Source organism: Lentisalinibacter sediminis (assembly GCF_040706615.1).
Classification (GTDB): domain Bacteria; phylum Pseudomonadota; class Gammaproteobacteria; order Steroidobacterales; family Woeseiaceae; genus Lentisalinibacter; species Lentisalinibacter sediminis.
Map to the genome: position 1 here is coordinate 107,507 of NZ_JAPDRF010000007.1, position 24,843 is coordinate 132,349.

Annotated in this window: 16 protein-coding genes and 1 riboswitch; of the genes, 10 read left to right on the plus strand and 6 right to left on the minus strand. The window is 69.8% G+C overall.

The genetic code is table 11. From position 1 onward, the window contains the following. Positions 1-4: 4 nt before the first annotated feature. The 7 genes from ACJMKX_RS15525 (at position 5) to ACJMKX_RS15555 (ending at position 10,920) form a co-directional block, all read left to right on the plus strand. A complete protein-coding gene (locus ACJMKX_RS15525; protein ID WP_405227485.1) occupies positions 5-1,312 on the plus strand; it encodes a response regulator in 1,308 nt (435 codons plus the stop codon). Further along, positions 1,313-2,776 carry an energy transducer TonB gene (locus ACJMKX_RS15530; RefSeq protein ID WP_405227488.1) on the plus strand — a complete coding sequence of 488 codons (1,464 nt, stop codon included), beginning with the start codon at positions 1,313-1,315 and terminating at the stop codon, positions 2,774-2,776. 122 nt (positions 2,777-2,898) lie between these two features. Continuing rightward, on the plus strand, positions 2,899-4,329 hold the full coding sequence (locus tag ACJMKX_RS15535; RefSeq protein WP_405227491.1) for a TolC family protein: 1,431 nt from the start codon (positions 2,899-2,901) through the stop codon (positions 4,327-4,329). Beyond that, positions 4,326-5,519, plus strand: coding sequence for an efflux RND transporter periplasmic adaptor subunit (locus ACJMKX_RS15540; RefSeq protein ID WP_405227494.1), 1,194 nt, complete (start codon positions 4,326-4,328; stop codon positions 5,517-5,519). The genes ACJMKX_RS15535 and ACJMKX_RS15540 overlap by 4 nt, the downstream gene beginning before the upstream one ends. A gap of 4 nt (positions 5,520-5,523) precedes the next feature. Further along, positions 5,524-8,727: an efflux RND transporter permease subunit gene (locus ACJMKX_RS15545; RefSeq protein WP_405227497.1), complete on the plus strand. Its 3,204-nt coding sequence runs from the start codon at positions 5,524-5,526 to the stop codon at positions 8,725-8,727. 82 nt (positions 8,728-8,809) lie between these two features. Continuing rightward, the gene (locus ACJMKX_RS15550) at positions 8,810-10,354 is read left to right on the plus strand and encodes an acetolactate synthase large subunit (protein WP_405227500.1); all 1,545 of its coding nucleotides are present in this window, start codon (positions 8,810-8,812) and stop codon (positions 10,352-10,354) included. Positions 10,355-10,371: 17 nt separating this feature from the next. Beyond that, positions 10,372-10,920, plus strand: coding sequence for an SRPBCC family protein (locus ACJMKX_RS15555; protein WP_405227877.1), 549 nt, complete (start codon positions 10,372-10,374; stop codon positions 10,918-10,920). A 6-nt stretch (positions 10,921-10,926) separates the two neighbouring features. Here the strand turns inward: ACJMKX_RS15555 and ACJMKX_RS15560 are convergent, their stop codons facing one another. The 3 genes from ACJMKX_RS15560 to ACJMKX_RS15570 all read right to left on the minus strand — a co-directional run bounded on the left by ACJMKX_RS15560 (position 10,927) and on the right by ACJMKX_RS15570 (position 14,056). After that, on the minus strand, positions 10,927-11,838 hold the full coding sequence (locus ACJMKX_RS15560) for a haloalkane dehalogenase (protein WP_405227503.1): 912 nt from the start codon (positions 11,836-11,838) through the stop codon (positions 10,927-10,929). A 95-nt stretch (positions 11,839-11,933) separates the two neighbouring features. After that, positions 11,934-13,136, minus strand: coding sequence for a HupE/UreJ family protein (locus ACJMKX_RS15565; protein ID WP_405227506.1), 1,203 nt, complete (start codon positions 13,134-13,136; stop codon positions 11,934-11,936). Then, positions 13,133-14,056 (minus strand): peptidyl-prolyl cis-trans isomerase, encoded by a 924-nt coding sequence (locus ACJMKX_RS15570; protein WP_405227509.1) that lies wholly within the window; start codon positions 14,054-14,056, stop codon positions 13,133-13,135. Before ACJMKX_RS15570 ends, ACJMKX_RS15565 begins: the two co-directional genes overlap by 4 nt. A 53-nt stretch (positions 14,057-14,109) precedes the next feature. Here ACJMKX_RS15570 and ACJMKX_RS15575 point away from each other — a divergent pair, with 53 nt between their 5' ends. Together ACJMKX_RS15575 and ACJMKX_RS15580 are read left to right on the plus strand one after the other, a co-directional pair. Continuing rightward, entirely contained in the window at positions 14,110-14,931 is an 822-nt protein-coding gene (locus ACJMKX_RS15575; RefSeq protein WP_405227512.1) for an SDR family NAD(P)-dependent oxidoreductase, read from the plus strand. Between the two features lie 33 nt (positions 14,932-14,964). Continuing rightward, positions 14,965-15,888 (plus strand): alpha/beta hydrolase, encoded by a 924-nt coding sequence (locus ACJMKX_RS15580; RefSeq protein ID WP_405227515.1) that lies wholly within the window; start codon positions 14,965-14,967, stop codon positions 15,886-15,888. Positions 15,889-15,956: 68 nt separating this feature from the next. Here ACJMKX_RS15580 and ACJMKX_RS15585 read toward each other — a convergent pair whose 3' ends face one another. Genes ACJMKX_RS15585 through ACJMKX_RS15595 form a run of 3 tightly spaced genes read right to left on the minus strand, consistent with a single transcriptional unit; the run spans position 15,957 to position 21,290 of the window. Next, positions 15,957-17,558, minus strand: a complete 1,602-nt coding sequence (locus ACJMKX_RS15585; RefSeq protein WP_405227518.1) for a hypothetical protein — start codon at positions 17,556-17,558, stop codon at positions 15,957-15,959. A 40-nt stretch (positions 17,559-17,598) separates the two neighbouring features. Next, entirely contained in the window at positions 17,599-20,067 is a 2,469-nt protein-coding gene (locus ACJMKX_RS15590; protein WP_405227520.1) for a LamG domain-containing protein, read from the minus strand. A 14-nt stretch (positions 20,068-20,081) separates the two neighbouring features. Further along, complete coding sequence (locus ACJMKX_RS15595; protein WP_405227523.1) at positions 20,082-21,290, minus strand: hypothetical protein; 1,209 nt, start codon at positions 21,288-21,290, stop codon at positions 20,082-20,084. Positions 21,291-21,384: 94 nt separating this feature from the next. Further along, positions 21,385-21,469: riboswitch (cyclic di-GMP riboswitch) on the minus strand. Positions 21,470-22,152: 683 nt separating this feature from the next. On the opposite strand from ACJMKX_RS15595, the gene ACJMKX_RS15600 reads away from it, so the two are divergent. Continuing rightward, on the plus strand, positions 22,153-24,843 hold the full coding sequence (locus ACJMKX_RS15600; protein ID WP_405227526.1) for an HzsA-related protein: 2,691 nt from the start codon (positions 22,153-22,155) through the stop codon (positions 24,841-24,843).

A 24,843-nucleotide genomic window follows, 5' to 3' on the forward strand; every position in this document is an offset into this window, starting at 1 on the left:
AGGGATGGCCCAGACCGCGCGCATCGACAGGCCCGACGACGAACCCGGCGGCAAGCCGAAGGTCCTGTTCGTCGACGACGAGAAGCGCGTGCTCAACTCCATGCGGGCACTGTTCCGCCGCGACTACGAACTGCATCTCACGACCGACGGAGCCGAGGCGATCCGCATCGCCGAACAGGAGAACGTGGACGTGATCATCGCCGATCAGCGCATGCCCGGGCTCTCCGGTGTGGAGGTGCTGGGAGAGGTGCGGAGTCGCGTGCCCTCGGCGGTGCGCATCCTGCTGACGGGCTATGCGGACCTGGACGCCATCGAGGGCTCCATCAACATCGGCGAGGTATTCCGTTTCCTGTCGAAGCCCTGCCCGCCGCAGGAGCTGCGCGAGACGCTGGCGGAGGCGGTACAGGCCGCGCGCCAGTCGGGGGCGGCGGCCCGTGCAGCGACCGTCCTGGAGGCGGCTCCCGTGCCGCCGGAGCCGGAACCCGGGCCGGAACCCGAGCCCGAGCCGGAACCCGAGCCCGAACTCGCGCCCGAGCCGATCCCGCCGGCAGCCGGGGAGCCGGCGCCCCGCGCAGTCCGGGAGGAGGATCATGCGGCGACGGTCCCGAACCTGGCCCTGGAGCTGGAGAGGGAGGATCCGCCGCGTCAGGAGGTGACCGCCTGCATGGCGGAGGACGAGCCGGCCGAGGACGAGCCGGCGGAGACCGAGATCATCCTGGCCGGCGACTCGGGGACGGAGTTCGTCGACACCATCGTGATCGGCGGCGACGAGGCGCCGGGTTCGCGGCGCGGCGGCGCCTGCGAAGACATGGACAATGTGGGCGTGGCGCTGTTTACCGCCGATGCCACGTTCGCGGAGAGCGTCGAGCGCATACTCGCAGAGCGCTACCGGGTCACCCGTGCGTCCACGCTGGTGCAGGTCACGGAGATGCTCTCCGATGACGGTGCCGGCGTGCTGGTCACGGACTTCTGCACCGACGGCGCGATGCTGCGCAACATGCTGTCGACGCTGAAGCGTTATCTGCCGGAACTCATCACGATCGTCGTCAGCGACGAGCGGGATGCCGCCGAGATGATCTCGCTGATCAATCATGGTCAGGTGTTCCGCTACATGTCCAAGCCGATGGACGAGGCGCGGCTGGTACAGAACGTGAACGCCGCGGTATTGCGCCACATCCAGCTGCTGGAGAACCCGGAGCTCGCACGACGCCACTCCGTGGTCCCAGACCGGCCGCCACGGCATGGGGCGGCGATGCTGGCGCAATTCGTGAGCCGCATCCGGGGGATGCGCAGACTGTGGGTGCGTAGCTGAATGAATGATGCAGTGACACGGCGCGCGGATTCCTCCGCGGGCGGCCACCGCCGCACCGCCGACATCCTGCTGGTGGTGGCGGGTTTCGTCGTGGTCGGCCTGGCGGCGGCGTGGTTCCTGGCGGATCGGCTCGGCGGCGAAGAGGAGCAGTTGTTCGAGGCGCCGGCACCGGCGTCGCCGTCGAGCGAGAGTGCGGCGTCCGGCCTCTCCGTCAGTGCCGCCGCCGGCGAGGCCACCGACGTCAATCTCGGCAAGGCGCGGATGGCGGCGAGTGCCGGCATGCTGGTGGAGCCGGCGGGACAGAACGCGCTCTATTTCTACTCCCTGGTGCTGGATGCCGAGCCCGAGCACGCCGAGGCCGCGAGCGAGCTGACCGAGGTGGCCGGTGAGGTCGCCGGCCGGGTGCGCTCTCTCATGGAGGCAGGCGAGTTCAGCGAGGCGGCCCGGTTGGCCAGCAAACTGGCGAGTGTCACGCCGGGCCATCCGGTCATCGTCGAGGTGCAGGAGACTCTCATCGCGCGGCAGCAGCGGCTGGTCATGGAGGCGGTGCAGGCGGCCCGTGACGGTGACGACGGAACGGCGGCGAATCGCCTCGCTGTCGCAGAGGCGCTGCCGCAGGTGGACGATGCGCTCGTTGAAACGGCGCGGGAGCAGATCGGCGCCATCCGGGCCGAGCGCGCTGCCGCCGCCCGCGAGGCCGAACGCCGCCGTCAGGCCGCCGAACGGCGCGCCCGGCAGGAAGCGGCGGCGGCCGCAGCGGCTGCCGCGGCCGCGGAGGAGAGCGAGGCGGCCAGCGCGGCCGCCGCCCCGGCGGAGGCCGTCGCCGGTGAAGTCGCGGCTGCGGATGCCGGAGAACCGGCACCGCCACCCGAGCCGGACGCGCTGGAGCTGGGCCGGGAAAGCCTCGCCGCCGGCCGCCTGGTGGCGCCGCCGGACGACAACGCCCTCGCGTGGCTGGCGCAGGCCGAAGCCACCCTGGCGGACGATCCGGGCGTCGCCGCGTTCCGTGCGCGTCTGGTGAGCGCCATCTCCGTGGCCATCCGTGACCGCATCGATGCAGGTGCGCTGGAGGAGGCCGAGCAACTGCTGCTGGAAACGCAGACTTTGGAGGCCGCCGAGGCGACCGTCGCAGCACTGCAGGACGAGGTGGATCTTGCCTTCATCCGGCGCGAGTCCGCCCGGGTCTTGCCGGGCAGCGAGATGCTGGCCACGGATATCGTCCCGCCCGTCTATCCGCGTGCGGCGATCCGCCGTGAGCAGGAGGGCTGGGTGGACGTGGAGTTCACGGTGCTCGCCGACGGCAGCACGGCCGATGCGGAGGTGATCGAGGCGCAGCCCGAACGGGTATTCGAGGGTGCCAGCCTGCGCGCGGTCGAACAGTGGCGGTTCCGGCCCCGTGTCTATCGCGGCCGGCCCATCGACCAGCGGGTTTCCACCCGCATCAACTTCCAGCTGCAGGACTAGCGTCGTCCGCCACGGCTCGCGCCGCCGCATCCGGGCGGCGGGGCATCCCGAATACCCTGCGCTCTCACGTTTGGCGACTACGCCTGCGTTATCATTGGCATCCCTCTTGGCCGAAGCTGACCATGTCCCTGCGCCTCCTCGGAATCATGGCCGTCACCCTCGGTGTGGCGGCCTGCTCGACTCCCCGCTACGCGCCGGAGGGCGCGGAGGACGTCCTGCCCGTGCCGGCCGCCTGGCCGGACTCCCCGGCACCGGGCGCACCGGCGGAGGCGGTCTGCCGGAATCTCGGCGGCGATTCCCTGGCCGCACTGGAATCGCGCCTGGCGGCCGACAGCCTCGAGCTGCGGGGGGCGGTGGCGCGGCTGCGCCAGGCCGAGGCGCTGGCCCGGGGTGCCCGCTCGCCGCTGCTGCCGCGTCTGGACCTCGCCATCGAGGGCAGCCGCGGGGATGCGGTTGGCGCGGGTTTCCTCGCGGCGCAGATCCCCGGCGACGCGCTGCCCCCGGGGTTCCCCGCCGGCGGCGTGTCGGAGCAGTACCAGGGGTCGCTTGCGGCGAGCTACGAGGTGGACGTCTGGGGCCGGGTGCGCAACGAGTACCGGGCCGCAGCACTGCAGGCGGAGGCGGCCGCGGAGTCGCTGGCGGCGCTGGAGGTGAGCCTCGGCGCGCAGCTCGCGGACACCTGGGCGTCGCTGCTCGCGCAGCGTGAACTGGTGGCCCTGCTGGAAGAGCAGGTGGCGACCTCGCAGAAGTTCCTCGAACTCACCCGGCTGCGGTTCGGCCTCGGCCAGAGCGGCGCCGCCGACGTTGGACGCCAGCGCCAGCAGCTGCAGCGGCTGGACGGCCAGTTGGGCGTCGCTCGCGGTCAGCGGCGGGTGCTGGAGCATCAGCTCGCCGCCCTGCTCGGCAGCCCGCCGGATACCGTCCCGCTGCCGGACGACGAGGGACTGCCGGCCGTGCCGCCGCTGCCGGATCCCGGCGTGCCGGCCGCCCTGCCGGAGGCTCGTCCCGACGTCCGCGCCGCCCGTCTGGCGCTGGCCGCCAGCGACCGCCGGCTGGCGGCCAGTATCGCGCAGCGGCTCCCGTCCCTGTCGCTGAGCGGCAGCCTGATTTCCGTGGAGACGATGCTGGCGGATCTATTCGCCGACACGTTGTGGCAGGCGGGCGCGGAGGTCACCACCAACCTGTTCGATTTCGGTCAGCGCCGCGCCAACATCGACCTGCGCGACGCCGAGGCTGAGGAAGCGCTGATCGGGTACGCGGGCGCGCTGCTGGATGCCTGGACCGAAGTGGCCGTCTCCCTGGCGCAGACCCAGTCCGGGGACGACCTGGTAACGAGCCTGCGCCGCCAGCTGGCGGAGGCGGAGCGGGTGCTGACGCTGACGCGCACCGCGTATCAGGAAGGGCAGGTGGATTTCCTCGACGTGCTGCTCGCGCTGCAATCGAAGCAGAGCCTGGAGCAGTCACTGGTCGGCGCCCGGCGCGACCAGTACAGCGGCCGCATCCAGCTGTGCCGGGCGCTCGGCGTCTCGCTGTTGCGCGAGGAGGCCGCATGAGCCCCGGCCGCCGGCAAGCCCTCGCGGCGGTCGTGGTACTGGTCGGCGGCATTGCGCTGTCGGCCGTGTTGCTGGCCACCCGCACCGAGCCCGAGAAGGCGCCCCGCGTGGATCGGGGCACCCTGGTGGAGACCTGGCCCGCTGAGAGCCGGACCGAACGCTTCACCGTGCCGGCGCAGGGGGTGGTTACACCGGCGCGCCGCGTCGTGGTGCAGCCCCAGGTGGGGGGCCGCGTGGTGGAACTCAACGACGCGCTGGTGCCCGGCGGGCTCGTGGAGGCCGGCGAGCTGCTGTTCCGCATCGAGCCGGAGGACTACGAGCTGGCGGTGGAGACGGCCCGCACGCGGCTGGCGGATGCCGAGGCCAGGCTCGCGCTCGAGCAGGGCCGGCGGCGGGTCGCCGAGCGGGAATGGCGGCTGTTCGCCGACGAACGGGACGAGGCCGCCGACCCGTCGCTGGCGCTGCGCGAGCCACAGCTGGCCGTCGCCGAGGCTGCGGTGGCGGCGGCCCGGGCGCAACTCCGCCAGGCCGAACTGAACCTGCAGCGTACCCGGGTGACGGCGCCCTTCAATGCACTTGTCCTGACCGAGAACGTCGACCCGGGGCAGACCCTTACGCCGCAGAGCCAGGCCGCCGCTCTCGCCGGTACCGACCGGGCGTGGGTGCGCGCGGCCGTGCCGGTGGACCGGCTCGGCGCCCTCGAGCTGCCGGACGCACAGGGCCGTGGCGGCTCGACGGTCGAGATCCGCTACGACAGCGGTGCCGACACCGCCGTGCGTCGGGGCCGGGTGCTGCGGCTGCTGGGGGATCTGGACCCGGCCGGACGGCTTGCCCGGGTCCTGGTCGGCATCGACGATCCGCTGGCGCTGGAGACGGGCGGCCTGCCGCTCCTGTTCGACAGCTATGTCGACGTCGAGATCGAGAGCGACCGGGTCACCGAGGTGGTGGCGCTCGAGCGTGCCTGGCTGCACGCCGGCGACCGGGTCTACGTCTACGGTGAGGACGGGCGGCTCGACATCCGTCGGGTGGAAGTGGGCTGGCGCAAGCCGGATCAGGTGATGATCACCGGCGGCCTGGAGGCCGGCGAGTTGGTCGTGACCAGTCCGCTCGCTTCGCCGGTGCCGGGCATGAAGCTCAGGCTGCAGGACGAACTCCCGGTCGGGGCGGAAGAGACTGCCGGGAACCCGTGACGGGATGAGCGCCGATCCCACAAGCATGCGGGGCCCCATCGCCTGGATGGCCCGCAACGCCGTGGCGGCGAACCTGCTGATGCTGCTGCTCATCGTCGGCGGGCTGCTGTTCGCCCAGCAGGTGCGCCAGGAGGTCTTCCCGGAGATCGATCTCGACATCATCACGGTGAGCGTCTCCTACCCGGGCGCGAGCCCCGAGGAAGTCGAGGAAGGCGTGGTGCTCGCGGTCGAGGAGGCCGTGCGCGGCGTCGACGGCATCAAGGAGGTCAGCTCGGTCGTGAACGAGGGCCGCGGCGTGGTGCTGGCCGAGCTGCTGCTCGACACCGATGCCGACCAGGCGCTGAACGACGTCAAGAGCGCCGTGGACCGTATCACCTCCTTTCCCGAGGACGCGGAGCGCCCCGTCATCTCCCTGGCGACCAACCGGGAGCAGGTGCTGAACCTGATCGTCTACGGTGACCTGGAGCTGCGTGAGCTGGACGGACTGGCAGAGCAGCTGCGGGGCGAGCTCCTGGACGACCCCCGCATCACGCTGATCGAGGTGGACGGCCTGCCACCGCCCGAGGTCAGCATCGAGGTGCCCCAGGAGCAGCTCCGCCGCTACGGCCTCACGCTGCCGGAGATCGCCCGGCGGGTGCGCGCCGCCTCCATCGACCTGCCCGGAGGCACGGTGAAGACGGCCGGCGGCGACGTGCTGGTGCGCACCACCGAGCGGCGCGAGTTCGGCGACGAGTTCGAAGATATCGCCGTCATCAGCAATCCGGACGGCTCCCGGGTCACGCTGGGCGAGATGGCGACCATCGTCGACGGCTACCGCGACACCGACACCGAAGCCTTCTACGACGGCCACCCGGCCGTGCGGCTGAAGGTCTTTCGCGTGGGCGACGAGTCGCCGCTGACCGTGGCCGACGCCGTGCACGAGTTCATCGACACCCGCCAGGGCGACCTGCCCGAGACCGTGAACCTGGTGGTCACGGACGACTCCTCGGAGGCCTTCCGCGACCGCATCGGGCTGCTGATCGACAACGGCCGCCTCGGTGCTCTGCTGGTACTGATCGTGCTGGGCATCTTCCTGCAGCCGCGCCTGGCCTTCTGGGTGACGCTCGGCATGCCCATCTCTTTCCTCGGCGTATTCCTGTTCATGCCGATGGCGGACATCTCCATCAACATCATCTCCCTGTTCGCCTTCATCCTGACGCTGGGCATCGTGGTCGACGATGCGGTGGTGGTGGGCGAGGCGGTATTCGCCAACCGCAGCCGCTACAACGATCCTCTCACCTCCGCCGTTGCCGGCACCCGGGAGGTGCTGACGCCGGTGGTATTCGCCGTCCTCACCACCGTGCTGGCATTCATGCCGCTGCTGTTCGTGCCCGGCATCATCGGCAAGTTCTTCATCAACATCCCGATGATCGTCATCCCGATCCTGCTGCTCTCGCTGGTCGAGTGCCTGCTGATCCTGCCGGCCCATCTCGCCCACGTCCGTCGCTCGGGCCAGTTCCGGCCGAATCCCGTGATGCGGCCGATCTACCGCTGGCAGAAGCAGTTCTCCAACGGGCTGGAGAACTGGATCGAGAATCGCTTCCGACCGATGGCCGAGCGGGTGGCCGAGCGCCGCTACCTGGCGCTGTCGGCGGCGCTCAGCGTGCTCATCGTCGCCTGGGCCATGCTGGCCAGCGGGCGCGTGCCGCTGACCTTCTTCCCCCGGGTGGAGGCCGACTTCGTCTCGGCGGGCGTCGAGCTGCCCTTCGGCGCGCCGGTGCACGAGACCCACGGCGTCATGGAGCGCATGATCGCGGCCGCCCGGGAAGTGGAGGAGGAGCTCGGCGGCGAGGACGTGGTCACCGGCGACGAGCCGCTGGTCACCGGCATCTACTCGGAGATCGGCAAGAGCCAGCCCAACACCGGCGGCGGCGACATCAGCATCGGCACTCAGACCGGCGGCCACCGGGCGCTGGTGACCGTCTACCTGGCGCCGGCCGGCGACCGGGAGGTGAGCGCGGAAGAGTTCGCCAACCGCTGGCGCCGCGAGGTCGGCGAGCCGCCGGCGGCCGAGCGCATGACCTACAACTATTCTGTGGGCCCCGCCGCCGGCGCCAAGGTGGCCATCCAGCTCTCGCACCGGGACGTACTCACCCTGGAGCACGCCGCTGCCCGCCTCGCCGGGGAGCTGTCGGATTACGCGGGTGTGTTCGACGTGGACAGCGGCCTGGAGCAGGGCAAGCCCCAGCTCGACCTGGAGCTGAAGCCGGCGGCCCGCAGCCTCGGCATCACCGAGAGCGATCTCGCCAACCAGATCCGCGCCGCCTTTTTCGGCGCCGAGTCCCTGCGTCAGCAGCGCGGGCGCGACGAGTTGCGCGTGTACGTGCGGCTGCCGGAGTCCGAGCGCGAGACGCTCTATTCCGTGGAGACCTTCATCGTGCGCACGCCGGGCGGCGGCGAGATCCCGTTGGGACAGGCCGCCCGGGTGACGGAGGGACGCTCGTTCACGGAGATCCGCCGTGAGGACGGCAAGCGGGTCATCGAGGTCAGTTCCGACGTGGACGAGAACGTCGCCAACGCCGGGCAGATCACCGCCGCGCTGACGGGCGAGGTGCTGCCGCTTATGCAGCAGGAGCTGCCGGGGCTCACCTGGAGCCTGTCCGGCGAGCAGGAGGCGCAGGCGGAGTCCATCGGCGGCCTGATGCGGGGCATGGTGCTGGCGCTGCTGGCCATGTACGCGCTGATGGCCGTGGCGTTCCGCAGCTACGTGCAGCCGCTGCTGGTGCTCTTCGCCGTCCCGTTCGGCCTGATCGGCGCCGTGCTCGGCCACGCGATCATGGGCTATACGATGAGCTTCGTGAGCGTGCTCGGTCTGGTCGCGCTGTCCGGCGTGGTCATCAACGGCTCGCTGGTGCTGATCACCGCCATCAACGATTTCCGCAAGGAGGGGGTGGAACTGCAGGACGCGGTGATCTCCGGTACCGTGCGCCGCGTGCGGCCGGTGGTGCTGACCTCCCTGACGACCTTCTTCGGCCTCACGCCCATCATCTTCGAGACCTCGTTGCAGGCGCGCTTTCTGATCCCCATGGCCATCAGTCTCGGCTTCGGCGTGCTGTTCGTCACCGCCATCGCGCTGCTGCTGGTGCCGGCGAGCTACCTGGCCATGACCGACGTCCAGCGCTGGGTCGCGGGCCGGCGTGCGGCACGGTTGCCGCAGCATTCCGCCTGAGCCGAAATCGGCCTCGGCAATCGGCGTCCGCAATCGGCGTCCGCAATCGGGGTCCGCAATCGGGTCTGCTAATATCGGCGCCATGAACGGTGCCGAATCACTGCTGCGCACGCTGCTCGCCGCCGGGGTCGAAGTCTGCTTCACCAACCCCGGCACCTCGGAGATGCAATTCGTCGCTGCGCTGGACCGGGTGGAGGGCATGCGCAGCGTGCTGGGCCTGTTCGAGGGCGTTGTCTCCGGCGCGGCGGACGGCTACGGGCGCATGCGCGGCGTGCCGGCCGCCACCCTGCTGCATCTCGGGCCCGGCATGGGCAACGCGTTGGCCAACTTCCACAATGCCCGGCGCGCCCACACGCCCATCGTCAACATCATCGGCGAACACGCCACCTGGCATCGCCAGCTGGATGCGCCGCTCACCTCCGACATCGAAGGCGTCTCCCGGCCGGTCTCGGACTGGGTGCGCACCTGCGAGGACGGCACTGCGCTGGCCGGCGATGCCGCCGAGGCCGTAGCCGCCGCCACGGCGCCGCCGGGAGGCATCGCCACGCTGATCATGCCGGCGGACCTTGCCTGGCAGGACGGCCCGCCGCCCGGCGATGCCCTGCCGGCGGCCGCACCCGCGCCGGTCGACGGCGACCGTATCCGGGCCGTGGCCCGGGCGCTCGCGAGCGGCGAACCGGCCGCCATCCTGGTGAACGGGCCCGTGCTGCGCAGCCGCGGACTGGAACTCGCCAGCCGTATCGCCAACGCCAGCGGGGCGCGGCTGCTGACGGATACCTTCGTCGGCCGCCAGGAGCGCGGCGCCGGCCGCGCGGTCGTCGGCCGCCTGCCCTATTTCGCGGAGGAAGCGCGGGAGGCACTGGCCGGCATCCGCCACCTGGTGCTGGTGAACACGCGTGAACCGGTCACCTTCTTCGCCTATCCGGGAGTAGCGAGCCGCATCGCGCCGGACGGCTGCGACATCGTGAGCCTGGCCGAACCGGGCGAGGACGGCATCGGCGCGCTGGAGGTGCTGGCCGACGAACTCGGCGCTGGCGCGGACCGGGCCGAACTGGCGCCGGCCCGCCAGCCCGGGCCGCCCGGCGGGGACCTCGGTGCCGAGACGCTGGCACTCGCCATCGCCGCTGCGCTGCCCGAGAACGCCATCGTCTCCGACGAATCCGCCACCAGCGGCGGCGCCCTGCTGCCGGCCACGGCCACCGCGCCGCCCCACGACTGGCTGATGCTCACCGGCGGCTCCATCGGCCAGGGCCTGCCCGTGGCCACCGGCGCCGCTATTGCCTGTCCCGACCGCAAGGTTCTGGCGCTGCAGGCCGACGGCGGCGGCATGTACACCCTGCAGTCCCTCTGGACCCAGGCCCGGGAAGGACTGGACGTCACCAACGTCATCTTCGCCAACCGCCAGTACCGCATCCTGAACATCGAGTTCATGCGGGTGGGCGCCGGCGAACCGGGACCGAAGGCGCGGGACATGCTCGACATCGGCCGGCCGGACCTGGACTGGGTGGCGCTGGCCGAGGGGATGGGCGTCACTGCCCGGCGGGCGACGACGCTGGAGGAGTTCAACCGGGCGCTGGCCGACTTCGTCCCGGAGCCCGGCCCGAATCTCATCGAGCTGGTGCTGTGAGGATGCGGGCCGTGCGTATGCTGCTGCCGTTCATGGTCCTGTTCCTCGCCGTCGCGGCCGCGCCGCCGCCCGCGGGCGCCGAGGTGACCGCCGCAGCAGCACACGGCTTCACCGTGCATGTCGAGGCCGCCGTGGAGGCGCCACCGGAGACGGCGTGGCGCATGCTGACCGCGCACGTGAGCGAATGGTGGAGCGGCGCGCATACCTATTCCGGCGAGGCACACAATCTCTATATCGAGACTCGCCCGAACGGCTGCTTCTGCGAGAAGCTGGGCGAGGACGGCGCGGTGGTGCACATGACCGTCACCTTTGTCGAGCCCGGCCGCATGCTGCGCCTGACCGGCGGGCTGGGGCCCCTCGGCCTGATGGGCGTCAACGGCAACATGACCTGGAGTCTGGCCGCGGACGAAGGCCGCACCCGCATCGCCCTGGACTACGCGGTGGGCGGCTACGACCCCCGCGGGCTGGACCAGATCGCGCCGGCGGTGGACCGGGTGCTGGCCGAGCAGCTGCTGCGGCTGCAGCGGCTGATCGAGACCGGCACGCCGGACGACGGCGAAGCCTGAGCCGCCTCAGCCGGTGCCGGCAGCCGGGCCGGTCCCCTGCATGAACTCCACCACCACCCGGGCCAGCTCGGGCCCGCGGTCTTCCTGCAGGAAATGGCCGCCGCCGCGGATGGTCGTGTGCGGCTGTCCCGCCGCGCCGGGGATGCGCGCCCGGGCCACCTTGTCCATGCCGCGGGTGATCGGATCCTTGTCGCTGAAGGCGGTGAGGAACGGCTTCTCCCAGCGCTCGAGCACTTCCCAGGCCTTGCGGTTGGCCGGCGCCGCCGGATCGTCCGGCCGGGTCGGTACCAGCGGCGGGAAAGCCCGTGCGGCCGCCTTGTAGCGCGGCGAGGGGAAGGGCGCGTCGTAGGCGGCGACCACCTCGGCGGGGAGCGGCGTGGTGGTGCCCTTGTCGATGATGCGGCCGATGGGGAACCAGGGGCTCCAGCGCGCGAACAGCTGCCATACCTTGAACGCGGCCGGCAGCTGCTGGTCGCCGGTGGGCAGGCCGCCGTTGGCCAGTACGATGCCGCTGAAACGCTCCGGGTTCTCGGCGGCGAGCCGCAGGCCGAGCAGCGACCCCCAGTCCTGACAGACCAGGGTCACGTCCGTGAGGTCCAGCTCCATCAGGAAAGCGGTGAGCCAGTCCATGTGGCCCTGGTAGCTGTAGTCGGCCACCGCCGCCGGCTTGTCCGACTTGCCGAAACCGATCAGGTCCGGCGCCACGGCGCGATGGCCGGCGTCGACGATGACCGGGATCATGTGACGGTAGAGATAGGACCAGCTCGGCTCCCCGTGCAGCAGCAGCACCGGCCGGCCTTGCCGTGGTCCCTCGTCCACGTAGTGCAGGGCGAGTCCGCCGACCTCGGTCCAGTGCCCGCCGAACGGATAGTCGGGCAGATCCCGGAATCGCTCCGGCGGTGTCTTCAGGGCTTTCATGGCGGTTTCCCCTGCTGGCGTGTCTTCATTGTCCGGTTCCGCCGACCCGGAGCGCAAGCGCCTGCGTTCCCGGACGAGGCTCTCGGAGGAGCTTCTCAGCCGAGGCTGCGTCCCGCGAACCAGGCCAGGCCCAGGCCGCAGAGGACGGCCGCCAGCAGGGTCCGGGCCGGTTCGGCCCGGGTCACGCGGAACAGGCGGGCCGCGACCCCCACCGCGGTCAGCACGGCGGCCACCAGCGCCAGCTGGCCGAGTTCGACGCCGATATTGAACGCGACCAGCGGCAGGGCGACGGCGTCCTCGGGCAGGCCGGTCTCCAGCAGGAAGCCGGCGAAGCCCAGGCCGTGGATGAGGCCGAACAGCACGGCGACGGCGCCGAGGAAACCGCTGCGCCGGGTATGGTCGTCGGCCTCGCCGGCCAGGGTCAGGTAGCAGCCGGAGAAGAGCGCGAGACCGGTGTAGGCTGCGAGACCCCGCGCCGGCAGTTCGGCCGTCGCCCACGCGGCGAGGCCGGCGATGCCGGCCACGAGCGCGGCGGCGACGGCGAGCCGGCGCCAGTAGCCGTCTCTCAGGGCGACGGTCTCCGCCGCCACCAGGGCGATGGTATAGCCGATGAAGGCCTCCACGCGGGGCGGCGATGCCTGCACCAGCCCGGTGACGGCCAGCGACAGTGTCACGCTGTGTCCGATGGTGAAGCCGGTTACGGCGATGACCACATTGCGCCAGTGCGCGGCGGCGAGCAGCAGGGCCAGCAGGAAAGCGATGTGATCCGGCCCGCTCAGTATGTGGGCGGTGCCGAGCCGAAGATAATCGCCGAACCCTGCATTGCCGTCTGCGGGTGCGTCGCCGTTTCCGCCGAGACGGAATTCCGGATCGCCCTCGCGTATGAGGGATTCGGTGAGCGTGCCGGCCTGGCGCGCGAAGTGAGTGTGGCCCTGCACCCGGTCGAACAGCACACCCGCCCGCACGGTTGCGGGCGGTCCTTCGCAGTCGTAGCGCAGTTCCACCCTGACGTAGCCGGCCTCGGCCGTCAGGGGCTCGACGGCGGTCAGCGTGCAGGGGCCGCCCGCCGAGCGCACGACGACGCGGCCCGCCAGATAGTCGGCGAAGACCTGGCCGAGGGGGCGGCCGTCCCGGGTCACCTCGGGCAGGCGGGTCACCTCGCGCGCCGGCACGGTCACGATGCCCGTGGCGCTCCGGGCACCGGTGTGCCATTCCGACCAGGATTCGCTGCGGGTGTGGGCTGCCGCGGTGCCGGCGAGCAGACACAGCAGCAGGAGGGTGCCGGCGGCGCGGCTCACCGCTCCGTTGTCTCCGCCGTGTCGATATCCGCCCGCGCCCGCAGCTCGTCGAGATAGCGGGCCAGGGCGACGTCCATCTGCGCGCGCCGCCACGCGGCCTCCACCCGGTCGCGGATCTCGCCGTAGGGCGGTGCTGCGGCCTCGCTGCGCCCGGCCACCCGCGCGACGATCCAGCGCCCCGCATAAGGCAGCGGCGCCAGCCATTCGCCGGTTGGCGCAGTGCTCAGGGCGGCGGTGACGCGGGGACCGAGGTAGTCGCGCAATTTCGCCGGCGGCAGCAGGGCATCCGGCAGGCCGGCCACCGATCCGCCCGCCGCGGCACCCGCCGACTCGCCGCCGTCGCCGCCGCTCGCGAGTCGTTCCCGCAGGGCGCGGGCCGCTGCCTCATCCGGTGCCACACGCGCCTGCACCCGCAGCCGCGGCGCGCCGGCGAACAGGGAACGGTTGTCCGCGTACCAGGCGCGCAGCTCGTCCTCGGAAGGCCGACGGGCCGCGGCATCCCGGGTGATGCGCCGGATCATGGCGTCCACCAGCGCGTCCCGCGCCGCCCGGTCTGTGTGCCCCAGGTCGAGTTCCAGCGCGCGCTGCACGAGCAATTCCTCCTCCACCAGGCGGCGCAGTATCCAGTCCCGGTCCGCCTGGTCGAGGGCGTCGCGGGAATCGCTGCCTAGTGCGGCGAGGGCGTCGGCGAGTTCGGTATTGGCGATGAGGCGAGCGTTGACCCGCGCTGCCGCATCGTCCGGCAGCTTCCGCGGCGCGTCGGTGGCCAGCAGGCCGTAGACGGCGAGCGCGATACCGGCGCAGGCACCGGCGGCGAGGATTGCCATATGGCGGGGATTGCCGGGGCTCGTATCCCGGCGCCCGCGGTGGGCTGCCGGCACGCCTTTCGGATTGTCGCTCGGGTCACTCACCGTGGGCATTATAGGGTCGGCTCCGGTACATTACGCCGCTGGACGACGGCGGAGTATGCGCAATGACGACCCTCGACGGTGCGACGGTGCTGGTGACCGGCGCATCCGGCGGTTTCGGCCGGCAGATGACGCGCCAGTTCCTGGCCGCGGGCAGCCGGCTGATCGTGACGGACCGGGACGCCGCGGCGCTGGCGGAAGCGGGCCGGGCCATCCAGGCCGAGGCCGGGGGACGGGGCGAGATTCTTGCGGTGCCCGAGGCGGACCTCTCGTCCCGGGACGGCTGCGAGCGGCTCTACGACAAGGTCAGGGCAGTCGCCGTGCCCGATATCCTGGTGAACAACGCCGGCATCGGCATGAGCGGGCGCATCGACCGGATCCCCTGGCAGCAGTGGGAGACGCTCATGCAGGTGAATCTGCTCTCGGTGATGCGTCTCACTGCACTGTTCCTGCCGCCCATGCTCGAGCGCGACTCGGGCCACATCGTGAACGTCTCCTCCATCGCCGGCTGGGTGGCCGCAGGAGGCATGTCCGTCTACTCCGCCTCCAAGTTCGGCGTGCGCGGTTTCGGCGACAGCCTCACCCGGGACCTGGAGGAGACCGGCGTCCGCGTGACCACGGTGTTCCCGTTCTTCAGCCGCACGCCCATCCTGGATTCGATACAGTTCGGCGAGGACCCGCCGCGCAAGGTGCCCGACGACATCGTCACGGAGCCGGCCGACGTGGTCCGAGCGATACTGAAGGGCATCCGCGAAGACCGCGAGTACGTGTTTCCGGACCCCATGGCGCGCCGACTGCACCTGCTGCAGCGCTACTTCCCCCGGCTCGTATTGTGGTTCGGCCGGCGATTCGAGGAGCGAACCCGGGCTGCCGGCGAGCCCGGCTGACCGGACGGTGACGGTAAAGGTGACGGGATTCCGATGATCAGCCTGAGAGCGAGACTCACCCGGGCGCTGCTGCGATTGCGCGTGCGTTTCCGGAAACCGGACGCGCCGATGCCCGAGCGGCGCGCACGGCTGGAGCGGTTGGGCGGCGCCATCGCCGCGGCGGACGGCGTGCAGATCGCCCCGGAGCAGATAGACGGCCTGTACGCGGAGTGGCTCGTCCCGGAAGGCGCCGCCGAGGACGAAGTGGTGCTCTACCTGCACGGGGGCGCCTACACGGCCGGCTCCTGCGCCAGCCATCGCAACGCGGTGTCCCACATCGCCCGTGCCGCGGGCATACGGCTGCTCATGCCCGAGTACAGGCTGGCTCCGGAGCACCCGTTCCCCGCCGCCCTGGAGGACGGCCTCGCTGCGTACCGGTGGCTGCTGCAACGGGGAGCGGATCCGCACAAGGTGATCCTTGCGGGCGATTCGGCCGGCGGCGGGCTCGCGCTTGCGGTCATGGTGGCGGCGCGGGACGAGGGGATGCCGCTGCCCGGCGCCGCCGCGCTGATCTCGGCCTGGACCGACCTGGCCGCGACCGGCGGTTCGCTGAAGAGCCGTAACGACAAGGATCCCTGGTTCGATGCCGACGAGATCGCGCCGATGGCGCGGCACTACCACCAGGACACCGATCCCCGCCATCCGCTGGTATCGCCGCTGTACGCCTCGCTGGAGGGGCTGCCGCCCCTGATGCTGCAGGTGGGCGACCACGAGGTGCTGCTGAACGATTCGACCCGGGTGGCCGAGAAGGCGCGGGAAGCGGGTGTGGACGTCACGCTGCGGGTCTGGCCTGCCATGTGGCACGTCTGGCATTTCTTCGTCGGCCGCATGCCGGAGGCCAAGCAGGCCATCCTGGAGATGGCCGCCTTCATGGAGGCGCGCATGGCGGCGGGCCGAAGAAGTGCCGGGGACAGTTAACTCGCACGAATCGAGTTAACTGTCCCCGTGGCTCGCCGGCAGGGTCGGGCCGGTCAGGGAGACAGGGTCTAGATCGTGCCGCTCACGATCGGCGCGAAGGCGGTGAGGCTGTCCCGCAGCTGGTTGTTGCCGAGGCCGTGGCCCGGGAACACATTCGGGAACAGGCCCTGCTCGCCGTGCAGCGCCATGTAGTTCAGGATCACCGTCTCGACCAGCAGGTTGACGTTGTTCGCCGCCGGGGTCGAGGCGTTCTGCACGGAACCGTCCGCCTGGAACCAGCCGATCTGCTGGTGGCGCTCGGGTCCGCCGTTGCTCTCGAGCAGCTGCGGTCTGCCGGTGGGGTTGTAGACGAGGAAGAACGAGGCCGCCGTGGACTGGTTGTCGCTGGTCCACTCGAACTTGCCGCGGCCTTCCTCGGAATTATCGATGGTGCCGTTGGCCGACAGCGAGCCGTCGCTGAACACGTACAGCATCAGCGGCAGACCCTTGCGCGCGGCGTATTCCAGGCATGCGCCCATGCAGCGGCCGGCGCGGAAGTCACGCACCTCGCCGGTGCGTCGCGCGCCGCCGTGGTAGTCGTAGCCGCCCATGGCCACGGTGCCGGCGCCGGCGAAACCGTTCACCACCATCTTCATGACGGCGGCCGTCTTGCGAAATTCCCGCTCGTCCTGGTAATCCGCCTGGGTGAAGATGCTCTGGAGGTCGTTGCCGACGATGTCGAGGTCGGCGTCCGGGTCCAGGATGCCGGGCTCGCCGAAGCGGTCTGCGAGGTCCGCGGCCTTCACGTAGCCGCAGTTCACCAGGTCCTTCAGCACGTCGTCCGCGGTGATCTCCAGCTGGGTGTCCACCCGGCCGAGCTTCATGTCGCTGATGCGCTGGATGGATTCCATCACCGCGACGGCGTCCTCCTGCGCAAGCAGGCCGACCAGCTTGCCGGTGTCCACGAGGCCCGTGACGTCGCTCGCCCGGTCTACCTTGGTGGGGCGAACCGACTGGTCCATCAGCATGGCCGGTGCCATGGAGTTGCCGCCGGAATCCGACGAGCGCGAGCCGATCAGCGTCAGCAGCTCGCCGTCGGCGCCCGCACGGGCGATGCCGTACATCGGGTTGTGCGGATTGTTGCCGGTGTCGTTCTCCGAACGCGCCGGGATCACACAGCCGTTGACGTTGGCTATCGTGGTCGGCGACAGATGCATCATCATGCCGCGCAGGAACGCGCTGTCGGAGTGGAAAGCGAGTCCCAGATCGGTATTGATGAAGTCGTTGGTGCCGGTCTGCGGATTGGTGACCGGCGGGACCATGTCGCCGGGCAGGCCGAGCTTGGCGTAGCCCTCGGTGGAGAGGAAGTCCATCTGGCCGCCTTCCTTGCCCACCAGCACGTTCGAGCCGGCCATGCTGGCGCCGCCCGCCAGGTCGAAGGAGATGAACGGGATCTTGCCCGCGCCCTGCACGGCGATGCCGCAGGACTGCGCCAGGGCCTGCAGGTCGGGACTCAGCGCCGCATAGGCGGCCCGCGGGTTGGCGAACAGGCTCATCACGCCCGCTCCCATCAGACTCCCGGTGCCGGCGATGAAGCCCTGGGAGAGCAGCTGGCGACGGGTGATGGGCCGCGGGTGATCCGGATGGCACAGCGGCGCATCGGGATTGGTGGTGGCGAACTTGTTTGACATGGTCATTGCCTCGATTGATGCGTTGTCTGTGACTCGTCGATCACTGGACGGTCAGGGTCGCGCTACCGATTAGCGCGGCACAGGTCGCCTTTGCGACCGTCGCCGTGCGACCCGACTCGCAGCCGCCGCCGCAGGCGGTCAGCCGGTCGATAAGGCTGTTCAGCTCGGCCTTCACGTCGTCCGGGTGCGGCTGGCTCACGACATTGGTGTTGTTGATCCGCGTGATCAGCGGGTCCAGCAACTGGTCGCGCGCGGCCAGCGTGCCGTAGGCCGTCGTCACGGCTGCGTCGAAATTGAAGCCCGGGAATACCTGCGCGCGCAGCCCGGTGTCCTCGACCAGTGCGTTGCAGTACTCGATGGCGAGCTGGGACACGCCCACCTGCTGGGAGGACGAGAACGCGCCGAAGCTCTCCACCGTGGGCAGCTGCTGCTTCACGGTTTCGAAGGTCTGCGCCACGTCCGGGTGGGTCGTGGGCACGCCGGTGATCTGGGACATCGACGCGTTCAGCTCGTCGAAGACCCGCACGCCCACGTCCGGCGACGGCTCGCGGTCGGTCGGGGCCGGCGTGAGCGGCGTCGGCTCGGTGCGCACGTTGGTATTCGCGCCGAGCACCTCGAAGGTCAGGAAGAACTCGTCCGACTCGGGGCCTTTCTGCAGCTCGATGATCGTGCCCACGTCCGCCAGCGGCTGGCCGAGGTCGGCGGTGGCCGCATCACTCGACAGCGTCGCGGAGACGGTCTTGTAGGCCTGGCCGGCGACCGGTTCGCCGCCGTTCAGGCCGATGCGCATGCCTTCGAGCGCGATGCCGCTCCAGGTGGCCGTATCGTCCAGGCTCAGAAAGTGCGGCTTGGTGAACAGATAGGAGTAACTGTCGAACTGGGCCACTTCGAACAGGACATAGGCCTCGGGCACGTCGATCAGATGGCTCACACCGAACAGCAGGAAGAATTTCTCGCCGACGCCGACGTCGAAGTTCTGCACGATCTGCTCCGGCGTCAGCGTCCGGTTGTGGACGGCGACCATGCGGAACGTGCCGGCGAACTGCCGGTCGCCGGAGACCTCGTTGCCGAGGACGAAGGCGAAGGTATCGTCCCAGTCGGCGATGCTGCCGCCGGTGCCGAGCGGGTCCATGTCGTCGGTGTGGACGCCGTTCACGTAGATGCTGCGGCCTTCCACCGGGTCGAAGTTCGCGACGACGTGCTGCAGGGTGGCCTGCAAGTCCTCGTCGGCGGCGGAGGTGGTCAGTGCCGGGTCGCCGTTGCCGTCGGTGGCATCCGAGCGGTTGAAGAAGTCGTAGCTGTACAGGGTCTGACCCAGCGTGAAATTGCGCGCGGTCGTGCCGGCGGAATAGCTGACGATCCGGGACTCTTCCTGCACGACGTTGGCAGGTACCACCCAGGCCTCGATCGAATACTCGCCCGTGCCCTTGATCAGGTCGTGCAGCTTGCGGCTGGCCGTGGTCGTAGCCTGGGCCTTGCCTTCGCGCAGCGCGATGCCCCAGCCGCCGACCCAGTTGTAGTCGCCGCTGATGGTGAGGTTCAGCGCCGGCTCGACGCCGCTGGTATCGAAGGCGGTGTCGCCCTGGCCGGTCTTGAACTCCCACAGCGCGATCACGTTGCGCTCGTAGCGGTTGCCGCCGGAGGCGACGATGCCGTCGGTCAGTGCAAGCGCGCGGCTCAGGACCAGCGCCGGATCCACCTCGGTGGGGGTCACCTGATTGGCGAAGGCCTCGACCGCCGACTGCATCTCCGCCGCGTTCGCCGAGCAGTCGCTCCAGCAGTTATGGAACTCGCTGGCCAGTCTTACGACGAAGCGGGACGCTGCGGGGTCGTCCAGATTGATCTTCGACTTGGCGGCATCGTAGGCGGCGGCCACGTCCGCTTCGGCGAAGAACGGCGACTGGGACGTGGCTGCGGCACTGGTGTGGCAGCCGGCGCAGTACTCCATGAGGACGGGGTGCACGGTCTGCCCGAACAGGGCGCCGCTGTCGTCCGGGAAGCTCTTGCTGGCTCCAGGCTGCTTCTCCACCGGTGCTTCCAGATCGATGTTCTTGCCGCCGCCCGCGGCATCACCGGCCCAGTTGGTGATCCAGGTCGTCAGGATCTCGCCGCAGACCGCGTCGCTGGATTCCCAGCAGTTATGGCCGCCAGCTACCTTCGTCACCAGGCGCGAGTCGGCCGGCGAGGTCAGGTCGACGATGGTGTTGGCCTCCTCGTAGGCCAGATTGACGTCGTCCGTGCGCGCGAATGTGGGCGTCTGGCCGCCGGTGCCGTGGCAGGCGCCGCAGCGGTTGTCCGTGCGCACGTTGTCCCACACCTCGATCTTGAACGACTGCACGTCGTCGGTGGCGGGCGCCGGGCCCGTGTAGTCCGGTGACGGCGCGACGCTCGTTACCGGATTCTCCTCGACGTCGGCACCGCTGGAGCAGCCGGCCAGTGCGGCGGCCGCCGTCAGGGCGACGACGAGGTGAGCGCGGGCGGGCAGAGAGATCATATTGTTCCTATCCATGATTGCCGAACTCCTCATTCGCCCATGCAGTGCACGGCGGTCTCGGCGAACACCGTCTTCATGCGGTACTGGTCGGCGCGGAATACGCCGGTGATCCTGTCCAGAGCGGCCCGATCGGCTGCGTCCTGGGGCTGGCGGAAGCACACGGCCTCGAACACCTTCTTCACCTGACATTCGGCGAAGACGTCGCTCGCGCCGAACTCCCGGCCCAGTGACTTGGCGCCGTTGCCGCTGCCCGGCAGCGACGGATCCCAGCCGAGCCCGGCGTTGCGCCCCTGGCGCCAGTAGTTGTCCCAGCGGTCGTCGGGGGTGCGGAAGCCGAACGGGAAGTTGGCGTCGTTATTGAAGTACTTGGGATGCACCTGGCCCTCGGTGTACTCGATGCGGCCGGTGTCCGGGTTGAAGTTGTAGTAGGCATAGGCCTGCGCCAGCGGATCCATGCCCGCGTGGCACTCCACGCAGTTGTTCAGAAAGACGCGGCTGTCGCCGCCCGGGCTGCGCGAGACGTCCTGGCGGATGCGGTCCGGCGAGCGCGAGCCGTCCTTCACCTGCTCCAGGTCGTTGCACATGTGATTCATCAGCGTGAAACGGAACATCGCCCGGTTGGTGCCGGCGATGAAGAAGGCCTCGGCGGCGGCGCGGCTGGTGACCACGCCGGCGGTGGCGGAGGCCGGCAGGTCGGTCACCGCGGACTGGCTGGTCTGTACCAGCGCGGTCTTCAGGTCGATGCCCTGTTGCTCCATGGCCTCGTAATGAGCGTTGTCGGACATGGAGTAGGGGGGCAGCCCGAGACCGCTGTCGCCGACGTAGAGAATGTCGGCGGAGAGCACGGTATTGAACGGCACGTCGTCGCGGATCATGCCGATGACCGTGGCGGTGTAGTCGTTCAGCGGCGCGAACACCGTCTGGTCCCGGTTAGTCCAGGGCGTCACGAAGTTCTTCAGCGTCACGTTATAGAAGGCGCTGTTCTCCATGGCCGTCTCCGCAGCCGCGATGGGGTTGCCGGCGAGAATGTCGGCTTCCATGCCGGCCAGCACCTGCTCGGTGGGCGGTACGCCGGCGAGACGGTCGTGCAGCCGCTTGGCCTGTTCCCGCGGACCCGCTTCGGCCGTGGCAGCCAGCGCGAGCGCAAGGCAGGCGATGGCAAGGAGGGCGCGGCGCGGAAGCGCGTGCGCGAACTGCTTCTGTACGTTCATGGGTGCGTTCATGACGATCCTGCTCATACGTTTCCGTCTTCCCTTCCTGCCAGGGGGCGAAGACCGTCGGGAGCGGAGGACGTCCCTGCGGGATCATCCCTGCTGATCGTCAGCTGTCGCTCCTGGCAGCTTCGCCGTCCTGGACGTGAATCCGTAGACCGCTGGCTTTGCGTCCCCGCCTTTCGCCGGGTTTGCCCTTTTCAGAAGCCCTGCGTGCGCGTCGCGCTATTCGAAGCGTCCGATGCTCGCAGATCGCCGACAGGGCCACCGTGACTCCATTCACAAGTCCCGCAGTCCTTCGGGACTCCGGTCACGTGTGCTCCCCCGCGGCCGGCTACTGTCGCGAAGAGGGGTTGCAAGCGGCGTGCCAGTTCGCGGCGCAATTCACGACAAAGTGCTTTATCCATACGAAACAGGGTTTTGCGCATGCTTCGGGAAGCGGCTCCCGGCCGACATATGTCAACCGCTTGTCGGCGGAAATCGACACTTCGGCGACGTCCGGAGGGCAACTGCTTGATTAGAAGCGCGTTTCGGCTTGTCGCCGAACGACGACAGGGCGCGTCCGTGTGACAGGGCCTGTGTCACCTCGCGGCAGTCGTTGCACGGGTGCCGGCGTGCTTTCGCTGTCGCCGAAATTCCACATTACGCGCGTGCCGAAGGCGTCCCTATACTCCGCCGCTCGTCAAGTATCAGGACGCGCGCGCAACGATCTCCATGGATTTGTGATCTTGTTAACAGAATGCAGTGAGGCCCCTGTCCACCATTGGTCACGGCCGGCCGCGAGTCTTCGGGCCGCGTGTCGGAAGACCGGCGGTGCAGGGCGCCTGCAGCATTCCCGCAGTGATCGCAGGAGTGCATCGCGTGACGGCTGCAGGAAAGAGGATGTCCCATGAACAGCACGACGCAGACAGATGATCGCAGAGCGCCGGCCAAGGCGGCTCTCGTCGCCGTCGCCTGCACGGTGGTGGCCGCCGCGGGTTGCGGTGGCGGCGGCAGCGGTGAAGGCCGTATCGGCTTCGGCAGCGGGCAGGATCCCGACCCTGTCGTGCTCGACTTCCCCATCGCCTACGTGAAGCGGCCGGTCCCGGTCGACGACAACGGCGACCCGACCGACTTCGACGTGCGCGAACCGGTGACCTTCGATATCGGTGCCGATCTCTACGTGCGCGACCGGGCCTCGCCCAGCACCGCCGACGTCAACGTTACCGGAGAGATCACCGAAGGCCTGGGCGACATCCGCGACCTGGAAGTATCGCGCGACGGCACGCGGGTGCTGTTCGCGATGCGTGCGCAGTTCATCGAGGGCGCCGACGAGGAGGACCAGCCGACCTGGAACGTCTGGGAGTACGACATACCCGGCGACACGCTGCGGCGTATCATCACCTCGGACATCGTCGCGGAGTCCGGCCACGACCTCGCCCCCGCCTACCTGCCGGACGGGCGCATCGTTTTCTCGTCCACGCGCCAGCGCCAGTCCGGCGCCGTGCTGCTGGACGAGGGCAAGCCCCAGTTCGCGGCACTCGACGAGGACCGAAACGTACCCGCGCTGGTGCTGCACGTCATGAACGAAGACGGCACCGATATCCGACAGGTGAGTTTCAACCAGAGCCACGACCTCGATCCCGCCGTGCTCTCCAACGGCCAGGTAGTGTTCAGCCGCTGGGACAACGCGCCGGGCAATGACGGCATCCATCTCTACCGCATGAATCCGGACGGAGCCGCGCTGGAGCTGCTGTACGGCGCCAACAGCCACGATACCGGCAGCGGCGGCGAGTCCGTGCAGTTTCTGCGTCCCCGCGAGCTGCCGAACGGCAACGTCATGGCCCTGCTGCGCCCCTTCGACGGTGCCGGGGGCGGCGGCGACATCATAGAGATCGACGTCGCCAACTACATCGAGAACACCCAGCCGAACCGAGACAACATCGGCGTGCTGTCCGGCCCGGCGCAGGCGGCGGCCACCATCAACGAGGTGCTGATCGACGACGACGCCCCCTCACCGGGCGGCCGCTACAATTCCGTATTCCCGCTGCGCGACGGCACCCAGCGCCTGCTGGTGAGCTGGAGCCAGTGCCGCCTGCAGGATCCTGTCGATCTCAGGATCGTGCCGTGCACCGACGACAACCTGGTGGACCCGGCACTCGTCGAGGCGCCGCCGCTGTACGGCATCTGGATCTACGACCGCAGCGGGGACACCCAGCAGCCGGTCGTCGCCCCCGAAGAGGGTTTCATGTACACGGACATCGTCGCCGCCGAGCCGGGCACCGGCACGCCGCCGGTGATCTTCGACGACTCCGAGCCCTTCACCCTGGATCCGGACATCGCGGCCGAGGGTGCGGCGGTGATCCACATCCGCAGCGTCTACGACGTCGCCGGCCAGGACGCCTCCGGGGCGGGCATCGACGTGCTCGCCGACCCGGCGCAGACGACCGCGAGCGAGCGGCCAGCGCGCTTCCTGCGCGTGGTGAAGGCCGTCTCCATTCCGGACGAGGACGTGCGTGACTTCGACAACAGTGCCTTCGGCGTCTCCGCCGCCCAGGGCATGCGCGAGATTGTCGGTTACGCCGAGGTGGAGCCGGACGGCTCGGTGATGATCAAGGTGCCGGCCAACGTGGCCTTCGGCGTCAGCATCGTGGACGGTCAGGGCCGGCGCATCGGACCGCGGCACAACAACTGGCTGCAGCTGCGGCCCGGCCAGCTGATGGAATGTGCCGGCTGTCACGACCCGTCCAGTGGTGAGTCCCACGGCCGCGCGGACGCGTACCCCGTGCTGAACGAAGGCGCCGAGGTGACCGGGCAGCCGTTCCCCAACACCGATCCGGCACTGTTCGCCGACGTGGGCGAGACAATGGCCGAAGTGCGGGCGCGCAGCAGCTGCGCCACCGATTGCGCCGCCATCGAGCCGTCCCTAGATATCGTCTACGAGGACGTCTGGACCGACGAGGTCGCGGCCGGCCGGGCGAAGGACGAGGCGTTCGCCTGGCGCTACGGCCCCACCGTGATACCCGGCGAGTCCGGTCTGGAGACCCTGGCGCCGACCACGCCCGACTGCATCGGCGACTGGAGCGCGACCTGCCGCGCGGTGATCAACTACGAGGCGCACATCCATCCGCTGTGGTCGAAGCCGCGGATAGTGGATGTGGACGAGGACGGCATCCCGGAGGCCGACAACACCTGCATCACCTGTCACACCCGCACGGACGCGATGGGGCAGCTGAAGGTGCCGGACGGCCAGCTCGAGCTGACCGACGGTGCTTCACCGGACGAGCCGGATCACTTCAACGCGTATCGCGAGCTGCTGGCCGCGGACAACGAGCAGATCCTCGACATGGGCGCGCTGGTGGACCGACTGGTCGAAGTGGGCATCGACCCCGAGACCGGCGATCCCATCCTCGAGCCGGTAACGGTTCCGGCGAGCATGCGCACCGCCGGCGCCAATGCCTCCGGGCGCTTCTTCGACCGCTTTGCCGCCGGCGGCAGCCACGCCGGCTGGCTCACGCCTGCCGAGCTGAAGCTGCTGTCGGAGTGGCTGGACGTCGGCGCCCAGTATTACAACAACCCGTTCGACGCGCCGGAAAACTGA

Bases quoted from the DNA above. Each gene is read 5' to 3' on its own strand.
- ACJMKX_RS15525 (WP_405227485.1), top strand. From the start codon at position 5: ATGGCCCAGACCGCGCGCATCGACAGGCCCGACGACGAACCCGGCGGC.
- ACJMKX_RS15530 (WP_405227488.1), top strand. From the start codon at position 1,313: ATGAATGATGCAGTGACACGGCGCGCGGATTCCTCCGCGGGCGGCCAC.
- ACJMKX_RS15535 (WP_405227491.1), top strand. From the start codon at position 2,899: ATGTCCCTGCGCCTCCTCGGAATCATGGCCGTCACCCTCGGTGTGGCG.
- ACJMKX_RS15540 (WP_405227494.1), top strand. From the start codon at position 4,326: ATGAGCCCCGGCCGCCGGCAAGCCCTCGCGGCGGTCGTGGTACTGGTC.
- ACJMKX_RS15545 (WP_405227497.1), top strand. From the start codon at position 5,524: ATGAGCGCCGATCCCACAAGCATGCGGGGCCCCATCGCCTGGATGGCC.
- ACJMKX_RS15550 (WP_405227500.1), top strand. From the start codon at position 8,810: ATGAACGGTGCCGAATCACTGCTGCGCACGCTGCTCGCCGCCGGGGTC.
- ACJMKX_RS15555 (WP_405227877.1), top strand. From the start codon at position 10,372: ATGCTGCTGCCGTTCATGGTCCTGTTCCTCGCCGTCGCGGCCGCGCCG.
- ACJMKX_RS15560 (WP_405227503.1), bottom strand. From the start codon at position 11,838: ATGAAAGCCCTGAAGACACCGCCGGAGCGATTCCGGGATCTGCCCGAC.
- ACJMKX_RS15570 (WP_405227509.1), bottom strand. From the start codon at position 14,056: ATGCCCACGGTGAGTGACCCGAGCGACAATCCGAAAGGCGTGCCGGCA.
- ACJMKX_RS15575 (WP_405227512.1), top strand. From the start codon at position 14,110: ATGACGACCCTCGACGGTGCGACGGTGCTGGTGACCGGCGCATCCGGC.
- ACJMKX_RS15580 (WP_405227515.1), top strand. From the start codon at position 14,965: ATGATCAGCCTGAGAGCGAGACTCACCCGGGCGCTGCTGCGATTGCGC.
- ACJMKX_RS15585 (WP_405227518.1), bottom strand. From the start codon at position 17,558: ATGTCAAACAAGTTCGCCACCACCAATCCCGATGCGCCGCTGTGCCAT.
- ACJMKX_RS15590 (WP_405227520.1), bottom strand. From the start codon at position 20,067: ATGGATAGGAACAATATGATCTCTCTGCCCGCCCGCGCTCACCTCGTC.
- ACJMKX_RS15595 (WP_405227523.1), bottom strand. From the start codon at position 21,290: ATGAGCAGGATCGTCATGAACGCACCCATGAACGTACAGAAGCAGTTC.
- ACJMKX_RS15600 (WP_405227526.1), top strand. From the start codon at position 22,153: ATGAACAGCACGACGCAGACAGATGATCGCAGAGCGCCGGCCAAGGCG.